Below are 17,032 nucleotides of genomic sequence, written 5' to 3' on the forward strand. Positions count from 1 at the left end.
CTGCGTGATCCGCCTTCTATCTCACGTCTGGATCGGATACCACTTCCGCAATCCATCTTTTCGGCCCCATGCACATTTTGGAGCCCCCGCTTTTCAAAAAGGGTCAAGCCATGAAGATCGAATTCGTTACTGCTGGTTCCGCCAATGGAGCCATCGCTGTTCCAGTTTATGACAAGCTATCGCTATCGGCTGCGGCGAAATCCGTCGATGCAGCCACCTCCGGCGCCATCGGCCGCGCCATCGCGGCGTCACGCTTCAAGGGCGGTGCTGGTGAGGCGCTGGAAATTATCGCTCCGGCCGGAATCGATGCCGGGCGAATCGTTGTTTTCGGCCTTGGCGACAAGGCCAAGCTGAGTGAAAGCGTGCTCGAGAAGGCCGCCGCTGCTGTGGTCGCCAAACTGCTGACCGGCGGCGAGACGGCTGTGACGCTGCGCCTCGATGGTGAAGCGGATGCCGAAGGTGCAGCTCGCGCCGGGCTCGGTGCCCGCCTGGCCGCCTATCGCTTCGACCAATACCGCACCAAGCTGTCCGAGGACAAACGCCCTTCGCTGACCTCCGTCGCGATTGCCGTCGATGATGTCGCGGCTGCGCAAGCGGCCTGGAAGAATTGGGCCTCGGTTGCGGACGGTGTCGATGTGGCGCGCGAACTGCTCAACCAGCCACCGAACATTCTCAACCCGGAAACCTATGCCAAGCAGATCGAAGGCATGGCCAAGCTCGGCCTCGAAATCGAGATCCTCGATGAAGCGCAAATGCTCAAACTGGGCATGCATTCCCTGCTCGGCGTCGGCCAAGGCTCGGAATTCGAGAGCCATATCGCGATCATGAAATGGAATGGCGGCAAAAAGGGCGACAAGCCACTCGTCTTCGTCGGCAAGGGCCTGACCTTTGATGCCGGTGGTATCTCACTCAAGCCGGGCGCCGGCATGGACGAGATGAAGGGCGATATGGGCGGTTCGGCCGCTGTGGTCGGCCTGATGCACGCCCTGTCGGGCCGCAAGGCCAAGGTCAATGCGATCGGCATTGTCGGCCTGGTCGAGAACATGCCCGACGGCAATGCCCAGCGTCCCGGCGATATCGTCACCTCGATGTCGGGTCAGACCATCGAAATTCTCAACACCGATGCGGAAGGCCGTCTCGTACTCGCCGACGTGTTGTGGTATTCGCAGCAGCGCTTCGATCCAGCCCTGATGATTGATCTGGCCACGCTGACCGGCGCCATCCTGATCGCGCTCGGCAATACCCGCGCCGGCATCTTCTCCAATGACGATACGATTGCCGAACGCCTGTTTGCCGCCGGTAACGCCTCGGACGAGCCGGTCTGGCGTCTGCCGCTTGGTGCCGATTATGAAAAGCATATCGAGACCAAGAATGCCGACATGCGCAATGTTGGCGAAGGCCGTTTGGCCGGCTCGATCTCGGCGGCGGAATTCCTTCACCGTTTCGTCAACGACAAACCTTGGTGCCACATCGACATTGCCGGCACGGCGATGGGCGGCATGAAGGACGATCCCCGTCAGCCCAGCTGGGGCACCGGCTGGGGCGTGCGCATGCTCGACCGCTTCGTGCGCGATAACTACGAGGGCTAGCCTTCGAACCCAAGGAGAGGGCGGCTTTCGGGCCGCCCTTTTTTCTTATGCCGGCTGATATCTGGTTTTATCATCTTGAGCGTTCCGGCCCTGAAGAGGTTTTGCCTGAATTGCTCGAAAAGACGCTGGCCAAGGGTTGGCGGGCGCTGGTGCGCTCGAACGACGGCGAGCGCCTGGCCTCACTCGACCAGTCGCTCTGGACCTGGCGTGAAACCAGTTTCCTGCCGCACGGCTTGGCCGATCAACCGGAGCCGGAACGCCAACCCGTCCTGCTGGCGAGCGACGAGACCAATCCCAACCAGGCGCAATGCCTCTTCCTGCTCGACGGCGCGGTGCCGGAAAACCCCGACACGTTCGAGCGCGTCATCGTCATGTTCGACGGCCAGAACGAGAGTGCCGTCAATGCGGCGCGACGTTTATGGAAACAGCTCACACTGCCCGAGCGAACCCTGTCATACTGGCGCCAATCGCCGGAAGGCCGCTGGGAGAAGAAAGCATGAGCAAGCGTATTCTAATGCCTGTATTGGCGGCGTTGGCCGTCTCGGCCTGCGCCGTGACCCCCGATGGCGCGCCGCCGGTGACCAGTCTGCCCGGCTATGAGCCCGGTGCGGATAGTTGCGGTGCCCAAGCGCGCGAATATCTGCTCGGCCAACCGGTCAGCGAGGTTGATCTGGAAAGCCTGGCCCGCACCGTGCGCCCGATCTCGCCCGGTCAGCCCGTAACGATGGATCACAGACCAGACCGTCTCAATCTTGATCTCGATGGCGACGGCGTTATCGTACGCATCTGGTGTGGTTGATCGAGCGGATTTGATCTGATGCAACGCGTTTCAATTCTGCTGGCCGGCCTCATCCTTGCCGGCTGTGCCTTCGATCTGTCGCCGGGGCGCCAACGCGCGGTGCCGATGCCCGAGCCAGCGGCTACGCAGCCAGTTGCGACTGCTCAGCCGGCCTCCGACATGCCCGCCATGGGCGAGGTCCAGGATATCGGCACCGCCCAAGTCCAGCGCCCGATCACCGGTTCGTGCGGCATGGAAGCCCTACAACACTATGTCGGCCAACCGCGCATCGCCGTCGATTCCCGCACGCTCCCGGACAACTACCGTGTCGTCGGCCGCTATTCCCGTGTCACGATGGATTTCATTCCCGAACGCCTGACAATCCGGATCGCCGATGACGACACGGTCGAGAGCCTGACCTGCGGGTAGGGGTAGCCGGATGCGGGATTGCGAAGCCATCACCAGCTCGACCCGCATATCCCTCACCAAAACAATTATCCCACGTCATCCTGACGCAGGTCAGGACCTCGACGTGACAGGGTCGGAGCCTATGATATCGAGGTCCCGGCGTTCGCCAGGATGACGGGTTTATATTGAACTTATCCCGACCCCCTCCAGCCGCTCGCATAATCACGTCGTTCCGGTCGCACGGGAGGTGTGAGCTCAGTCACTGGCGGCGATCGGGAGCGTGGAGCTCACCCGCACGAAGGTTTGACAACACAAGTTCCGGTGAGGCCATGATTGGGGAAGAGCGGCATCAGGGCTCGACGGTACATCCCTGATTATTTCGAGACGGGGCCCGCAAGGCGTCCCACACCCTCCCATCCCTCCAGCCGGAGACGGCGTGGAGATTTTGGTGCAACGTGAAAAGGGGACAGGTATATTTAACGCGCCCGTGCCGCCGTGCCTTCGCAGGCAAACCGGACCGATTGCGCGTTAAATATACCTGTCCCCTTTTTACTACGGGCCGCTATTGGGCGGCGTCGACGTCCTGGTGGTCATAGCTGATGATGCGGGCAATGCGCCAGCCATCAGGGGAATAACGCCAGATATGGATGAAATTGGCGGTTTCGAGCAATTGCTCGCTGCCATCATCATGGACCATGTAAAAGCTGTGGCGGCCGGTCTGCATTGCGCCGTAATTGCCCAGCCGACGGCTGGTGAGACTGCCGGGCTCCAGTACGCGCCGGATCTGCGGATCATCGCCCTGGGTCCAGTTCAGGCAATTGACCTGGGCCATGAATGAATCAGCGTCGGTGATCTCCAGACCGCTACGGTCATGGTAGAATTCGACATCATCGGTGATCAGCGAGCGGATCCGGTCCAGATCGCAGGTGTCAAATGTGGCCTCGAACATCGCATGATCGAGGGCAGTCAATTCGGTATTGATCTCGGCTTCAGTCATAGATTCCGGACCGGTCTGCGATTCCGGGCTGGTCTGTGCGACAGCGGCACAGGCGGATGTGAGGGCAAGGCCGAAGGCGGCCAGCATGGCAAAACGAAACATAACAATCCCCTTGGTTTGAGAAGGATCAAGTTAACGAACGAATTCTGGCACCTGTATGTCTGCCTGATTACCTGACACTCACCTTGGCGTCATAGTGGGAACCGGGCTCGCATGCCTATCCGGCCCGTGCCGCTTCCAGCTTTTCCTCAGCCGCCAGCCATTTGGCTTCGGCGGCATCGATCAGTTCGACCGCCTTGGCGCGCTTCATTTGCAGATCCTTGGCCGCCTTGGGGTCTTTCTTGTATAGACCCGGCGTAGCGAGGCCGCGATCAATCACGTCCATAATGCCGCGCAGACGATCCGCTTCCTTCGACCAACGCGCCGATTCGGTTCGCAGGGGCTTGAGCTCGTCGCGGCGGGCGGCGAGATTGCGGCGTTTGACGCTCTTGTCGTCCTGCGGCAGGTCTTTCTTTTCGCGTTTTGCCGCACGGGCAGGACGTCCGGAAAAGCTCTGACGATAAGTCTCGATATCCTCGTCATAGGCGGTGACCGAGCCATCGGCGACCAGCCAGAGGCGGTCGACCGAGCTTTCGATCAGATTGCGGTCGTGACTGATCAGGATGACGGCGCCTTCATACTCATTGAGCGCCATGATCAGGGCCGAGCGGCTGTCCATATCGAGGTGATTGGTCGGCTCATCGAGGATCAGCAAATGCGGGCCATGGAAGGTGATCAGGTTGAACATCAACCGCGCCTTCTCGCCGCCTGACAGCGAACCGGCCGGCGTTTCCTGGCGGTCGCGAGGCAGGCCGAAACGGGCCAGACGGCCGCGGCGCTGGGCTTCGGTACCGTCGGGCATAAGATCGATCACGTGCTGATAGGCAGACGTGTCGGCGTGCAGACCGTCAATCTGGTGCTGGGCGAAATAGGCGATCTGCAGCTTCTTGTGATGGCGCATATGGCCCGACAGCGGCAGCAGTTTGTCGCACAGTAACTTCGCCAGGGTCGATTTGCCGGCACCGTTGCGGCCGAGAATGCCGATACGGTCATCGGGATCAATGCGCAGATTGATATTGCGCAGCACCGGCTTGCCGGGCGCATAGCCGGCATCGACTTCTTCCAGCCGTACGATCGGCGGGGCCATCGCCTTTTTCGGTGCCGGAAACAGGAAGGGTGCGACGGGGTCTGCGACCATGGTGGCAACCGGCTGCATTTTCTCCAACCGCTTGACGCGCGACTGGGCCTGTTTGGCTTTCGAGGCCTTGGCCTTGAAGCGGTCGACGAAGGCCTGCAAGTGGCGCCGCTCGGCATCCTGTTTGTCGGCCATCTTGACCTGCAGCCGCTGACGCTCGGCCAGGGCTTTTTCGAAGTCGTCATAGCCGCCTTCGAAAATATTGACCTTGCCGTCCTTCAAATGCGCGATGCGTTGCATCGAACCGTTCAATAGATCCCGGTCGTGCGAGATCACCAACACGGCGCCGGGGAAGGATTTGAGATAGGTCTGCAGCCACATCACGCCTTCAAGGTCGAGATAATTGGTCGGCTCATCGAGCAGCAGTACATCGGGCTCGGCAAACAGGGTCGCGGCGAGGGCGACACGCATCCGCCAACCACCGGAGAATTCACGGCAGGACCGCAACTGCTCTTCAGCTGTGAAACCCAGACCGGAGAGAATGGAACCGGCACGCGCTTCGGCGGTGTGGGCATCGATATCAGCCAATCGAATCTGGATTTCGGCAATCCGGTGCGGATCGGTCGCGGTCTCGGCCTCGGTCAAGAGGGCGGCGCGTTCCAGATCGGCATCGAGCACGACGGAGATCAGACTTTCATCGCCGCCGGGTGCTTCCTGGGCGACCCAGCCGACGCGGGCACCCTTGCGCAGCGTGGTATCCCCGCTCTCCGGCGAGACTTCGCCGCGGATCAGCCGGAACAGGGTCGACTTGCCGGTGCCATTGCGCCCAACCAGTCCCATCTTGCATTTTGGCGGCAGGGAAAAGGTCGCTTGGTCGAACAGCATTCGGCCTTCGATACGATATGTCAGATCATTGATGTGTAGCATGGGCAGGCGCGTACCCCGGCTTCACAGATTGCGCAAGCGCCGCTATAAGCCCGCGCAACATCTCCACCCCGGCCAAGCCGGTCAATCCCATCTCCCCAATCCAAGGAAATTCTGACATGGCGCTGCAACGCACCTTCTCGATCATCAAACCTGACGCCACTGCCCGCAATCTGACCGGCGCCATCAATGCCAAGATTGAAGCCGCTGGCCTGCGCATCATCGCGCAAAAGCGCATCCAGCTGAGCAAGGCCCAGGCCGAGACTTTCTACGGCGTTCACAAGGCCCGCCCATTCTTCAACGACCTTGTCTCCTTCATGATTTCCGGCCCGGTCGTGGTCCAGGTGCTTGAAGGCGAGAACGGCATTGCCAAGTATCGCGACGTCATGGGCGCCACCAATCCGGAACAGGCCGACGCTGGCACAATCCGCAAGGAGTTCGCCGAGTCGATCGAAGCCAATTCGGTGCACGGTTCCGACGCCGCCGAGACCGCCGCTGAAGAGATCGCCTATTTCTTCGCCGGTACCGAACTGGTCGGCTAAGGCTGATCATCCGATCTGCGGACAGGGGCCCGGCGGAAACGTCGGGCCTTTTTCGTTGTGGGATTGCGAGGGTGCGGCGCCTTGAATGCCCCCCACCGCAGGCCCACATGCTGATGACCGCTCCGGGCAATAATTATCGCCGACACACTCATTGGAGACGATCAAATGAAGATACTCATGGTCCTGACCTCGCACGACAAACTCGGCGAAACCGGCGAGAAGACCGGTTTCTGGCTGGAGGAGTTCGCTGCGCCCTTCTACGTCTTCAAGGATGCCGGGGCCGAGATTGTTCTGGCATCGCCGGCCGGCGGCCAGCCGCCGCTCGATCCCAAAAGCGACGCCGAGGACTCCCAGACCGAGGCGACCCGTCGTTTCAAGTCCGACAAACCGGCCCAGGCAGCACTCGCGGCCACGCACAAACTCGCCGGCATCAAGGCGGACGGTTTTGACGCCATCTTCTATCCCGGCGGCCATGGCCCGCTCTGGGATCTCGCCGAGGACGCCGACAGTCGACGCCTGATCGAGGCTTTTACCGCCCAGGACCGCCCGGTCGGCGCGGTCTGCCACGCACCGGCGGTGTTCCGCCATACGCTGGGCAGCGATGGTAAACCCCTGGTCAGCGGCAAGCACGTCACCGGCTTCACCAATAGCGAAGAGGCCGCTGCCGGCCTGACCGATATTGTGCCCTTCCTGGTCGAGGACATGCTGGCGAGCAAGGGCGGCCTGTATGAGAAGGGCGAGGACTGGGCCAGTTTCGTGCGCGTCGATGGCAAGCTGGTGACCGGCCAGAATCCCGCCTCGTCCGAAGAGGCTGCGCGCCAGCTTTTGGCGCTGATCTGACAGGATACCTGGACGCCGCCGAAGCGGCCGCTGAATAATTCGCCTATTTCTTTTCCGGTCCCGAACGGGTCGGCTAGGGTTGAAGTCGGTGGATACAAGAAGGCTCGACGGAAGCGCCGAGTCTTCTTGTGATTATGGCTTGATTGGCGACGCGAGCAATCTACTGATTGATCTCTCGCAGATTGCATCGATAGGCTCGCTATGACGAACTCGGACATTGATGCACAATTTCCACTTGAGCGGACGCGCGGGCGGATATTGCGGGTCAATGCAGCGGGAGAGGCGGGCGCGATCGCGATCTATAGCGCTCAACTCTTGGCGGCTGCGCTTATGCGCTCGCAGACACGGACATTCCTGCGAGCAGCACGCGTGCATGAAGTGGATCACCACAAGCGCTTTTTGCTCGCAATGAACGAGCGGGGGCTATCGCCGTGCCCGGGAACAGTGTTGTGGGTTTCGGGCGGGTGGCTGCTCGGACTTGTCAGCTTGCTGGGCGGTGAACGCGGAATCATGGCGTGCACGGCAGCGATCGAAACCACCGTTCACGGTCATCTGCATGAGCAGATTCGGTTCCTACAAGAACGCGACCCCAAGCTGGCTGCGGTGATTGAGTCCGTCAGAGTGGAGGAAGAAGAGCACCTGGAGCATGGCTTGGAAGGATATGATCCCACGTGCCGCGTTGCCCGCATCTTCACCGGCGTCGTATCCAGCGTGACAGAGGCCCTGATCTGGATTGCGACGTTTGGCGATTCATCTCGACTGCGCGCCGAATACCCGGACATGACCGCACATGGTTGACCTGGCTGGCTTGTCGCTGAAGAACTCGCCACTTGCCTTGGCCGGGCTGAACTGGTTGAGGGCGGGCCTGTTCAGGGGGCTGATGCCAACCAGCGGAGAGTAGTTCTGGATATCGCATTGATGGTCAGTCTGGCCGGCTTGATCCTCGCCATGTGGGGCACGCCGGGGCCGAATAATCTGATCCTGCTGACATCGAGCGCGCTTTATGGATCGCGCGCCGCCGTGCCGCACTGGATCGGCGCCAATCTCGGTTTCGCGGTGCTGCTGGTGGCGATGGTGTTCGGGCTGGGCGAGTTGTTCGAACGCTTCGCCTGGACCGCGTTTGCCGTGCGGATCGGTGGTGCGATCTGGCTGGGATGGATGGGTTGGACCTATATCCGGGCCGGGATCCGCGGCGGCGTCACGGATCCGGCCGAGACGGCAAAGCCTGGCGCCCGTCCGATGCGGGTGCATGAGGCAATGCTGTTCCAATGGGTCAATCCAAAGGGCCTGCTGCTGGCGATGTCGATCGTCGGCGGCTATTCGGCGCTGGCGGCAACATCGGGCGAGCGCGCGTTGATCATGGTCGGCATCTTTGCCCTGTTCGGCACGCCTTGCGGCCTGCTCTATGTGCTGGCTGGCGGCATGCTGCGGCGCGTGATGGGCAATCATCATCATGCCCGCATTTTGAACTTCTCTATCGGTGCGGTCTTCATCGCGACGGTCGCGATGATCTGGACGGCGGGCTGAACCGTGTGGCATCGCCGCCATCCTTGTGGGGACGACGGCGATGATCGTGCTCGGTCAATCGTCCTCGCTAAGCCGCGCCATCAGCTGTTCCAACACAACATCGCGTGGTCCGCGAATGGCCGGGAAGTCCAGGATGAGGTCCGGCGTGACCGGGTGGGAGCGGGTTTCGCCATTAGGGCGGATGATGTGGGCCTTGGGATAGCCGACCTGCAGGCCGGTCTGGTCCAGCGTGAAATGCTCCATCGCGCCATAGGTGGTCGACATGTCGGCCGTGGTCTCGCCGGCGACGTGCCCGAAGCCGTAATCCTGAACCAGCGCTGCGACATTGACCGCGTTGGAGAAGGAATAGCGGTTGACCAAGACCCAGACCTCGCCGTCAAAACGGGCGCCCTGGCGCGGGCTGGCCATTGGCAGCTCGAACGAGACGGTCTCGCCAATCGGGGTGCCGGCATAGAGCGCTGCAAGCTGTTCTGACGGCCCGGCCTGACCCGCCGGTGCGGCATCAATCCGCGCCTGGTTGGAGGCGACGCTTTCCGGGCTGACACGAATTGAGAAGTCAGAGGCGAACACGAAATCGCGGTCGGCGAACCAGGCGATCATCGGGTCGGAGAAGGAATTGTCGCCGCCCGGATTATCGCGCAGGTCAAGGATAAGGCGCTCGGCGCCGGCGGCGAGGAACTGTTCGAAGGCGGCGTCGACAAAGCTGGTGAAATCCGACGTGTCCCACGCATGGCCGCCGGGAGTGTCGTTGTAGAAAGGGCCGGGGCGCAGATAGGCGATTTGCGGCGTGATCATGTGAGCGTCATGACCGTCCAAGCTGAAACTCTCAACCGAGCGCTCGGTACGCGCTGCGCGGGTTTCGCGATCAATGAAGGGGATGACCAGATCGCTCTCGCTGCCATCGGCATGACGCACCTGAAGTGTTGCCGATGTCAGCTCCGGCCACTCGATCCAGATTAGGCCCGGCAGATAATATTCCAGCAAGGTGTGGGCGAGGATCGGGGTTTCCGCCGAGATATGCCGGGTGAGGCGCTGCATCCAGATCGAATTGGGCAGGCCGTTAAAGCCGAGAATTTCATCGCCCGGCTTGATATCCGGCAATCCGGTCGCATCCGACTCCACGAAAACGCCGTGCTGTTGCACCCGGATCGAAACCGGAAAGGCGACGCCGCCGGCGACGCGATAGGCGTCAAACGCATCCATCGGAAATTCCAGCCGCGTATGGCCGTGTCGGGCGAGGGCGGCAAACAGCTGAAAGTCGCGCTGGACCTCAAACCGGGCCATAGGATGGTCAAAGTCGGCCCGCATTTCCGCGAAGCGCTGGTCGAAGACCGCCTGCGGTGTCACGGCGAACAGATTGTAATCGCCTTCGCGCAGCCCGGCATAGAGCTGGTCAAAATCGGCTTGCACGGCTTGCGCCGGGTAGAGTGTTGCCCGATCAGGCTCGGGCACGGCCTCGTTCTGGGCGCAGGCGAGGGGGGATGTCAGACAGCTGACGGCGATGGACAGAATGAGTTGGCGAAACATGAGTTACTCCTTAGCCTTTCACGTTGGGCACCGACAGGGCCCCGATTTGCTCGCAGCGACGAAGCGGGACTCCGGACAGGAAGGCCATGACCGGGACTTCCTGCTTGGCCGACCTTTTTCTGACCAGAGGTGAGGTGTTCGTTCGAAATGGATTTATCTGGAACCTTCCAGCTCGGAGATTGGCGCGTCGAGCCGCGCGCCAACCGTTTGACCGGGCCGGATGCGGTGTGTGATATCGAGCCGAAGGTGATGGACCTGCTGGTCTTGCTGGCCGGCAAGCCGGATCAGGTGTTGGCGCGCGAGGAGATTGCCGCTGCGATCTGGCCGGGCGTTATCGTCAATGACGATGCGATGGCACGCTGTGTCTGGAAACTGCGCCAGGCGCTCGGCGACACCGGCCGCACCCGCCGCTATGTCGAAACAGTACCCAAGCGCGGCTACCGGCTCACGCTCACACCTGTGGCCTTGCCCGGCGCCGCGGGTGCGCCCGCCGGCGCTTCCGAACACCGGCCTTGGCTCCGCCGGCGCCGCACTGTCATTTTGGCGGCACTGGCAGTGACCCTGTTCGCGGCGTTGTCCCTGACCAGTGTGATGGGCGCCAAGCCGGTGGCGTCGGACAGTCAACTGGACCAGCTGGTCCGGCGCGGGGATGATTTTTACTACCAGTTTGCGGAGAGCGATAACGAGGCGGCGCGGCGGCTGTACCAGCAGGCGCTTAATCTCGACTCTGATTACGCCCCGGCATTGGCCGGCCTCGCCAATACGCTGACCCAGCGCGTGGTTCGTTTTGCGCCGGGCATGTCCGAGGCGGCGGCGTCCGGATCGCGTCTGGCGGCCGTGTTGCGCGCCGGCGGGGTGGTTGACCCGACGGACCTGCATCAACTGGCACAGGCCGAGGCGTTGGCCCGCCGCGCCACTGCCGCCGACCCATCTTGGGCGCTGGGTTGGCGCGCGCTCGGCCTGGCGGTCTCCGCCCAAGGGGATCTCGATAGCGCGATCGACGCCTATGACCGGGCGCTGGTGCTCGACCCGGACGCCTGGGAGGCCCATATGAATCTCGGCGATCTGTATGATATCCGCGGCGAGGCCGATCTCTCCCTGATGCATATGGAACAGGCCTATGAGGCGATGAGCCGGGTCTATGATGTCCAAGCCGTGCTGATCCGGCCCTGGTATAGCGAGACCGGCCTGTTGATCGCTAGGCGCCATGGCGAAAGCGGCGATGCGGCAGCGGCGGAACTCTGGTATCGCCGCATCCTCTATTGGGACCCCTATAATGTAGCGGCATTGCGTGAATTGGCCGGGCTGTTGCTGGCCGGCGGTGACGCGATTGGTGCCAATGCCTTGTGTGCCGAGCTCGCCAGCCGAACCGAGGCCCGCTGCGAGGGCTGACGGCCCAGCCTGGCCAGCGCCGGGAATATTGTCGTTGTGGGCCTTGCCGACTGGCGCGAGCGCGGTCACCTTGTCGCCGACTCATTTCCCAGCACCTGCGAGGCCCGGCATGTCTTCCCTTCACGCCCTGATCGAGCGCCTGCCCAAGGCCGAACTTCACCTGCACCTGGAAGGCTCGCTCGAGCCGGAATTGATGTTTGAGCTGGCCAGGCGCAACGGGATCGAAATTCCCTTCGCCTCGGTTGAAGATATCCGCAAGGCCTATGATTTCAGCAATCTGCAGGACTTTCTCGACATCTATTATGTCGGCATGAATGTGTTGATCACGGAAGCTGATTTCCACGATTTGACGATGGCCTATCTCGCCCGCGTCCATGAAGACAATGTCCGTCATGTCGAGGTTTTCTTCGATCCTCAGGGCCATACGGATCGCGGCATTGCCTTCGCCACCGTCGTTAATGGCATCACCTCCGCCCTTGATGCGGGCGAGGCCAAGTGGGGCATAACCTCGAAACTCATCCTGTGCTTTCTGCGACATCTCTCCGAAGAAGCCGCTTTCGAGACGCTGGAAATGGCCGCCGAACATCTCGACCGCATTGACGGCGTCGGGCTGGATTCCTCCGAACTCGGCCACCCACCATCGAAATTCCGCCAAGTCTTTGCCGCCGCTGGGACGCTCGGCCTGCTGCGCGTCGCCCATGCTGGCGAAGAGGGGCCGCCCGCCTACATCCACGAGGCCCTCGACATGCTGGAGATCGACCGGCTCGACCACGGCAATCGCGCCCTGGAAGACGGCACACTGGTCGCTCGTCTCGGCCGCGAACAGATGACGATGACGGTCTGCCCGCTCTCCAACCTGCGCCTGTGCGTCATCGACCGGCTCGAGGATCACCCGCTCAAGACCATGCTGTCACTGGGCTTGCGCGCGACGATCAATTCCGACGATCCGGCCTATTTCGGCGGCTATATCAACGAGAATTACCGCCGCACGGCTGATGCGATTGGTCTGACGGTCGAGGAGATCATCGAGCTGGCGCGGAACTCCTTCCGCGGCAGTTTCCTTGAGCCGGATGAGATCGAGGCCCATCTGGCGGCTATCGATGCGGTGATCGGTGAGACTGTCGTCGCGGGCTGAGGCTCGGCGAGGCCTGGTTGCCGGCGGGCAGGGTGATCCCTCAACGTCATGCTGGCGGGCTCCGGGCGGCCCAGCAATGCGAGCCTCGGCCAAAGGCTGGCGTCTCCAGCCAATCCGGGCCGGCGCGCCTGCGCCAGGACCATCCCTGATCGGCTGCGCCTGCCCCGAATTAGGTGATCATTCCCTGAGCGCCTAATGTGTCATTCAATCGCATAAAGCATTGATGGAAAATTTGTTTTCGGGGGAACGTAGCATGCGCAATTTTATCGCAGTGGCAGGCTTGGCGGCAAGCTTGGGCGTGCTCGCCCTCGCGGGGGTATCGGCGGCACAGGATGCCAACTATGTCCAAATTGATAGCCGCGCGGTCGGGCAGAGTATGCGCGGCGCTGACCTTCACGGCGCCGAACTCACCGGCGCGTCCTTGAGCTCGGTGGACCTGTCGGGTGCCAATCTGTCGAACGCGAATTTGACCGGAGCGGACCTGTCGCGAACCAATCTGACCGGTGCCAATCTGCGCGGTGCCTTGATGCTGGAAACGGCTCTCCACGGGACGATTCTCACAGGGGCGGATTTGAGCAATGTGCGGGAACTGGGCACCGGCTTCCACCACGCGAGACTGTGCAATACTCGCCTCAACGCCCGTACGGTGCTGCATCGGGACTGCAGTGAGCTGGCGGTCGCTCCTTTGGGGGTGGTGGCGCCTGATGCGACTGCGCTGGGGCGCCTGAGCCGGGGCGAGGACTGTTCGGATTGCGACTTGCGCGGACTCAGTTCTACCGCCAGCTCATTGATCGGGGAGAATTTGTCGCGGGCCTTGCTGACCGGTTCGCGTCTTTCATATCAGAATTTGAGCGGCGCCAATCTGACCGGCGCGGAGTTGACGCGCACCGATTTGTCCAATGCGGACTTGTCGCGTGTCGACCTGTCGTCCCACCGTTTGTTGGCGACGACGAATTTTTCCAACGCCGACTTTCATGGAGCGAACCTGACCGCCGTCGATCTATCCGGGCGCAATCTGCGTGACATGGATTTCTCTGGCGCCAATCTGTCCTACGTCGATTTTGGCCACGCGGATCTGGGTGGAGCTGACTTTGAAGACGCCAATCTGACCGGAGCCCACATGAACGCGAACACCGTACTCCTGGGGGCGAAGTTGACCCGTGCCAATCTGACCCAGGCCGGTTGGTCGCGAGTCCAATTCGCCAATCTGGATTTCCGTTCGGTGACGCTTTCAGAGGCGCAAGGCTATGAGGCGAATTTGAGCGGCGCCAATTTCACCTCCGTCCAGATGAATGGCATGGCGTTAAGGCATTCGGATCTGCGGCGCAGCACGTTGGTCGGGGCTAATTTGTCCCATGCCGACCTCAGCGGGTCCGATCTGTCCGGGGCAGACCTGACCGGCGCCAATCTGACGGGCGCCGTCCTGGTCGGCGTCAATTTCACCGGCGCCATCCTGACCCGCGCCAACCTCACCGGGGCCTGGATGATCGGCGCCGATCTTACGCGGGCCAATCTGACCAATGCGCGCCTGAACCAGGCCTGGCTCATCGGTGCCCAGCTCAGGACAGCTGTATTGACCGGGGCAGACCTGACCGAAGCCAACCTCTCTCGCGGCGAGAATCTGCTGGCTGCCGTCATGGGGCCCACTACGGTTATTTGCCGCACACGCATGTTCGACGGCTCAGAGAACAGTACCAGTTGTCCGGGAACTCAGCCGGTGGGGAAGTAAGGGCGGGCCGCTTTACGCGCTCGTTTCTGTGACCGTCCACGTCTGATGGATCGGGGCTTGCACTATCCCCCCGGGGGGGATAGTGCTTGCTCATGTCCCACGCCAATAACTCCGACATACTCAAACGCCTCGCCCGGGCGCGCGGCCATCTGACCTCCGTCGTCACCATGGTCGAGGAGGGGCGTGATGCGCTGGCCATCGCCCAGCAGATGCAGGCGGTGATCAAGGCGCTGGAGAAGACCAAGCAGGTGCTGATCCTCGACCATATCGATCACCACCTTGTCGAGGCCAGCGAGGACCTGCCGCCCGATGTTCGCGACCGGCTGGCCGAGTTTCGCGAGATCAGTAAATATCTTTGAACGGATTTCCAATGCACACCGAATCTCTCAAGACCTTGAGTCACGATCATGTTTTCCTTGGTGAAAACCATGACCGCAATGCGCGCCGCACGTGGATCGTGATCGCCCTGACCGCGGCAATGATGGTCGGCGAAATCATTGCCGGCACGATCTATGGCTCAATGGCGCTGCTGGCCGATGGCTTCCACATGGCCACCCATGCCGGCGCGCTGGCGATTGCCGCTTTGGCCTATTGGTTTGCCCGCCGCCACGCTCATGATCCGCGCTACACCTTCGGCACCGGCAAGCTGGGCGAACTGGCCGGATTTTCCAGCGCCATCATCCTGGCGATTGTCGCGCTGCTGATCGGATATGAGTCGGTGATGCGGCTGGCCTCGCCGATCACGATCCGCTTCGACGAGGCGATTGCCGTCGCCGTGCTCGGCCTGATCGTCAATCTCGCCAGCGCCTGGCTTCTGCACCAGGGCGAGCACGCGCATCCGGGTCATGAGCACGGCCACGCCCACGATCACGCCCACCATGATCACGACCATCACGATCATGATCATGATCATGATCATGGCGATCACCATGAGGATCATAATCTGCGCGCTGCCTATCTCCACGTCCTCACCGACGCGCTGACCTCTGTCCTGGCCATCGCCGGCCTGCTCGCCGGGCGTTTCTATGGCTGGGTCTGGATGGATCCGCTGATGGGCATTGTCGGGGCCATCGTCATCATGCGTTGGTCGGTCGGGCTGATGCGCGGCGCCGGCGCGGTGCTGCTTGATGCAACGCCGGATGAGGCGATGTCCTCGCGTGTGAAGGAAATTCTGGAGCGCGAGGGCGATGCCGTCAGCGATCTGCACCTCTGGCGCGTTGGTCCCGGCCATATGGCGCTGGTCGTCTCACTGGTTTCTCACGCACCGCAACCGGTTGAGCACTACAAGCAATCGCTCTCGGTGATCGCGCGGCTATCGCACATCACCATCGAAGTGCATGGCCGGGACGCTACTGCTTAATCCTCAGCCGCCGGCTTCTGTCGCAGCGATTTTTGTGTCCCACGGATCGCCTTGGCCGCCTTGACCTTCTTGATCGAGGACAGCGAGGGCCGCGATTTGATGCGTGGCTTTGGCGGGGTGAGGGCTTCGATCACCAGGGCCTTGAGCCGTTCGCGGGCGGCGGCGCGATTGCGTTCCTGGGAGCGGGTTTCCTCGGCGCGGATCACCAGCACGCCATCCTTGGTCAGACGGCTGGCGGCGAGGCGTACCAGACGCGCCTTGACGGCCGGCGGCAGGGAGGTCGAGGCAGCGAGATTGAAGCGCAGCTGGACCGCGCTCTCGGTCTTGTTGACGTGCTGACCGCCAGGTCCGGAAGCGCGGGTATAGCGCTCTTCCAGCTCGGCTTCGTCGATCTCGAGGCTGTCGTTGATCTGCATCGCGAGAACCCCCAACCGCCTCAGTCGTGCGGGTTCATCAGCAATTCGGCACCGAATTCACGCACCTGCAGACGCACCCGCTCGCCGGCGACCCGCGCCTTGCCGGAACAGGCCAAAGCGATGCACTGGCGGTAGAGCTTGTGTTCGGCGGTCACCACACGGGCCGCCAGCGTCTCAGGCGTATCCTCGGGCAGGACGGGGACGGCGGCTTGGCCGATGATCGGTCCGTCATCCATTTCCGGGCGCACATAATGCACCGTACAGCCATGGATGCGCACGCCGGTTTCCAGCGCCCGCTCATGGGTGTGCAGGCCTTTGAAAGCTGGCAGGAGTGAGGGGTGGATGTTGAGCAGAAGATCGCGCCAGCGTTCGGTAAACCAGGGCGTGAGAAGGCGCATGAAGCCGGCCAGGCAGACGATGCGGGTTTCATACAGCTTCAGCACAGCGTCGAGCGCCTGTTCGAACTCTTCGCGGGTTTCGAACTCGCGATGGTCGACGATTTCAGTCTCAATCCCGGCGGCGCGGGCATATTCCAGGCCGGCGGCATCGGGGTTATTGGAGACGACCACCACGATTTCAGCGGGATAGCTCTCGGACTTCGCGGCCTCGATGATGGCCTGCATATTGGAACCGCGCCCGGAAATGAGCACAGCGATCTTGGTTTTCGCCATCTTGTGCATCCTTGGCTTTGGTT

Annotated in this window: 18 protein-coding genes; 13 read left to right on the forward strand and 5 right to left on the reverse strand. The window is 61.9% G+C overall.

All coding sequences use genetic code 11. The annotated features are described in order from the left end of the window. Positions 1-110: 110 nt before the first annotated feature. Genes AAC029_RS07370 through AAC029_RS07385 form a run of 4 tightly spaced genes read left to right on the forward strand, consistent with a single transcriptional unit; the run spans position 111 to position 2,796 of the window. Positions 111-1,589: a leucyl aminopeptidase gene (locus tag AAC029_RS07370; RefSeq protein ID WP_339745791.1), complete on the forward strand. Its 1,479-nt coding sequence runs from the start codon at positions 111-113 to the stop codon at positions 1,587-1,589. 47 nt (positions 1,590-1,636) lie between these two features. Beyond that, positions 1,637-2,089, forward strand: coding sequence for a DNA polymerase III subunit chi (locus AAC029_RS07375; protein WP_339745793.1), 453 nt, complete (start codon positions 1,637-1,639; stop codon positions 2,087-2,089). Beyond that, on the forward strand, positions 2,086-2,388 hold the full coding sequence (locus tag AAC029_RS07380; protein ID WP_339745795.1) for an I78 family peptidase inhibitor: 303 nt from the start codon (positions 2,086-2,088) through the stop codon (positions 2,386-2,388). Before AAC029_RS07375 ends, AAC029_RS07380 begins: the two co-directional genes overlap by 4 nt. 18 nt (positions 2,389-2,406) lie before the next feature. Beyond that, positions 2,407-2,796, forward strand: a complete 390-nt coding sequence (locus tag AAC029_RS07385) for an I78 family peptidase inhibitor (RefSeq protein ID WP_339745797.1) — start codon at positions 2,407-2,409, stop codon at positions 2,794-2,796. Positions 2,797-3,337: 541 nt separating this feature from the next. Here the strand turns inward: AAC029_RS07385 and AAC029_RS07390 are convergent. Next, positions 3,338-3,874: a nuclear transport factor 2 family protein gene (locus AAC029_RS07390; RefSeq protein WP_339745799.1), complete on the reverse strand. Its 537-nt coding sequence runs from the start codon at positions 3,872-3,874 to the stop codon at positions 3,338-3,340. 115 nt (positions 3,875-3,989) lie between these two features. Further along, positions 3,990-5,873 carry an ABC-F family ATP-binding cassette domain-containing protein gene (locus AAC029_RS07395; RefSeq protein WP_339745801.1) on the reverse strand — a complete coding sequence of 628 codons (1,884 nt, stop codon included), beginning with the start codon at positions 5,871-5,873 and terminating at the stop codon, positions 3,990-3,992. Between the two features lie 116 nt (positions 5,874-5,989). Here AAC029_RS07395 and ndk point away from each other — a divergent pair, with 116 nt between their 5' ends. The 4 genes from ndk to AAC029_RS07415 all read left to right on the forward strand — a co-directional run bounded on the left by ndk (position 5,990) and on the right by AAC029_RS07415 (position 8,779). Continuing rightward, the gene (gene ndk, locus AAC029_RS07400; protein WP_339745803.1) at positions 5,990-6,412 is read left to right on the forward strand and encodes a nucleoside-diphosphate kinase; all 423 of its coding nucleotides are present in this window, start codon (positions 5,990-5,992) and stop codon (positions 6,410-6,412) included. 165 nt (positions 6,413-6,577) lie between these two features. Beyond that, entirely contained in the window at positions 6,578-7,252 is a 675-nt protein-coding gene (locus AAC029_RS07405; protein WP_339745805.1) for a type 1 glutamine amidotransferase domain-containing protein, read from the forward strand. 201 nt (positions 7,253-7,453) lie between these two features. After that, on the forward strand, positions 7,454-8,050 hold the full coding sequence (locus AAC029_RS07410) for a demethoxyubiquinone hydroxylase family protein (RefSeq protein WP_339745807.1): 597 nt from the start codon (positions 7,454-7,456) through the stop codon (positions 8,048-8,050). 120 nt (positions 8,051-8,170) lie between these two features. After that, positions 8,171-8,779: a LysE family translocator gene (locus tag AAC029_RS07415; RefSeq protein WP_339745810.1), complete on the forward strand. Its 609-nt coding sequence runs from the start codon at positions 8,171-8,173 to the stop codon at positions 8,777-8,779. A 54-nt stretch (positions 8,780-8,833) separates the two neighbouring features. On the opposite strand, the gene AAC029_RS07420 is transcribed toward AAC029_RS07415, so the two are convergent. Further along, positions 8,834-10,306, reverse strand: coding sequence for a S41 family peptidase (locus AAC029_RS07420; protein ID WP_339745812.1), 1,473 nt, complete (start codon positions 10,304-10,306; stop codon positions 8,834-8,836). Positions 10,307-10,453: 147 nt separating this feature from the next. Between AAC029_RS07420 and AAC029_RS07425 the strand changes: the two genes are divergently transcribed. The 5 genes from AAC029_RS07425 to dmeF all read left to right on the forward strand — a co-directional run bounded on the left by AAC029_RS07425 (position 10,454) and on the right by dmeF (position 15,922). After that, complete coding sequence (locus tag AAC029_RS07425; protein WP_339745814.1) at positions 10,454-11,698, forward strand: tetratricopeptide repeat protein; 1,245 nt, start codon at positions 10,454-10,456, stop codon at positions 11,696-11,698. 109 nt (positions 11,699-11,807) lie between these two features. After that, a complete protein-coding gene (locus AAC029_RS07430) occupies positions 11,808-12,833 on the forward strand; it encodes an adenosine deaminase (RefSeq protein WP_339745816.1) in 1,026 nt (341 codons plus the stop codon). Between the two features lie 253 nt (positions 12,834-13,086). Then, positions 13,087-14,562 carry a pentapeptide repeat-containing protein gene (locus tag AAC029_RS07435; protein ID WP_339745818.1) on the forward strand — a complete coding sequence of 492 codons (1,476 nt, stop codon included), beginning with the start codon at positions 13,087-13,089 and terminating at the stop codon, positions 14,560-14,562. Between the two features lie 92 nt (positions 14,563-14,654). Next, positions 14,655-14,921 carry a metal-sensing transcriptional repressor gene (locus AAC029_RS07440; RefSeq protein WP_339745820.1) on the forward strand — a complete coding sequence of 89 codons (267 nt, stop codon included), beginning with the start codon at positions 14,655-14,657 and terminating at the stop codon, positions 14,919-14,921. An 11-nt stretch (positions 14,922-14,932) separates the two neighbouring features. Next, positions 14,933-15,922, forward strand: a complete 990-nt coding sequence (dmeF, locus tag AAC029_RS07445) for a CDF family Co(II)/Ni(II) efflux transporter DmeF (protein WP_339745822.1) — start codon at positions 14,933-14,935, stop codon at positions 15,920-15,922. Here dmeF and arfB read toward each other — a convergent pair. Beyond that, on the reverse strand, positions 15,919-16,338 hold the full coding sequence (gene arfB / locus AAC029_RS07450) for an alternative ribosome rescue aminoacyl-tRNA hydrolase ArfB (protein WP_339745825.1): 420 nt from the start codon (positions 16,336-16,338) through the stop codon (positions 15,919-15,921). The genes dmeF and arfB overlap by 4 nt on opposite strands. Positions 16,339-16,358: 20 nt before the next feature. After that, a complete protein-coding gene (purN, locus tag AAC029_RS07455) occupies positions 16,359-17,009 on the reverse strand; it encodes a phosphoribosylglycinamide formyltransferase (protein ID WP_339745827.1) in 651 nt (216 codons plus the stop codon). Positions 17,010-17,032 lie beyond the last annotated feature (23 nt).

Source organism: uncultured Maricaulis sp. (genome assembly GCF_963975345.1).
Lineage (GTDB): Bacteria > Pseudomonadota > Alphaproteobacteria > Caulobacterales > Maricaulaceae > Maricaulis.

Bases quoted from the DNA above. Each gene is read 5' to 3' on its own strand.
- AAC029_RS07370 (WP_339745791.1), top strand. From the start codon at position 111: ATGAAGATCGAATTCGTTACTGCTGGTTCCGCCAATGGAGCCATCGCT.
- AAC029_RS07375 (WP_339745793.1), top strand. From the start codon at position 1,637: ATGCCGGCTGATATCTGGTTTTATCATCTTGAGCGTTCCGGCCCTGAA.
- AAC029_RS07380 (WP_339745795.1), top strand. From the start codon at position 2,086: ATGAGCAAGCGTATTCTAATGCCTGTATTGGCGGCGTTGGCCGTCTCG.
- AAC029_RS07385 (WP_339745797.1), top strand. From the start codon at position 2,407: ATGCAACGCGTTTCAATTCTGCTGGCCGGCCTCATCCTTGCCGGCTGT.
- AAC029_RS07390 (WP_339745799.1), bottom strand. From the start codon at position 3,874: ATGTTTCGTTTTGCCATGCTGGCCGCCTTCGGCCTTGCCCTCACATCC.
- AAC029_RS07395 (WP_339745801.1), bottom strand. From the start codon at position 5,873: ATGCTACACATCAATGATCTGACATATCGTATCGAAGGCCGAATGCTG.
- ndk (WP_339745803.1), top strand. From the start codon at position 5,990: ATGGCGCTGCAACGCACCTTCTCGATCATCAAACCTGACGCCACTGCC.
- AAC029_RS07405 (WP_339745805.1), top strand. From the start codon at position 6,578: ATGAAGATACTCATGGTCCTGACCTCGCACGACAAACTCGGCGAAACC.
- AAC029_RS07410 (WP_339745807.1), top strand. From the start codon at position 7,454: ATGACGAACTCGGACATTGATGCACAATTTCCACTTGAGCGGACGCGC.
- AAC029_RS07415 (WP_339745810.1), top strand. From the start codon at position 8,171: ATGGTCAGTCTGGCCGGCTTGATCCTCGCCATGTGGGGCACGCCGGGG.
- AAC029_RS07420 (WP_339745812.1), bottom strand. From the start codon at position 10,306: ATGTTTCGCCAACTCATTCTGTCCATCGCCGTCAGCTGTCTGACATCC.
- AAC029_RS07425 (WP_339745814.1), top strand. From the start codon at position 10,454: ATGGATTTATCTGGAACCTTCCAGCTCGGAGATTGGCGCGTCGAGCCG.
- AAC029_RS07430 (WP_339745816.1), top strand. From the start codon at position 11,808: ATGTCTTCCCTTCACGCCCTGATCGAGCGCCTGCCCAAGGCCGAACTT.
- AAC029_RS07435 (WP_339745818.1), top strand. From the start codon at position 13,087: ATGCGCAATTTTATCGCAGTGGCAGGCTTGGCGGCAAGCTTGGGCGTG.
- AAC029_RS07440 (WP_339745820.1), top strand. From the start codon at position 14,655: ATGTCCCACGCCAATAACTCCGACATACTCAAACGCCTCGCCCGGGCG.
- dmeF (WP_339745822.1), top strand. From the start codon at position 14,933: ATGCACACCGAATCTCTCAAGACCTTGAGTCACGATCATGTTTTCCTT.
- arfB (WP_339745825.1), bottom strand. From the start codon at position 16,338: ATGCAGATCAACGACAGCCTCGAGATCGACGAAGCCGAGCTGGAAGAG.
- purN (WP_339745827.1), bottom strand. From the start codon at position 17,009: ATGGCGAAAACCAAGATCGCTGTGCTCATTTCCGGGCGCGGTTCCAAT.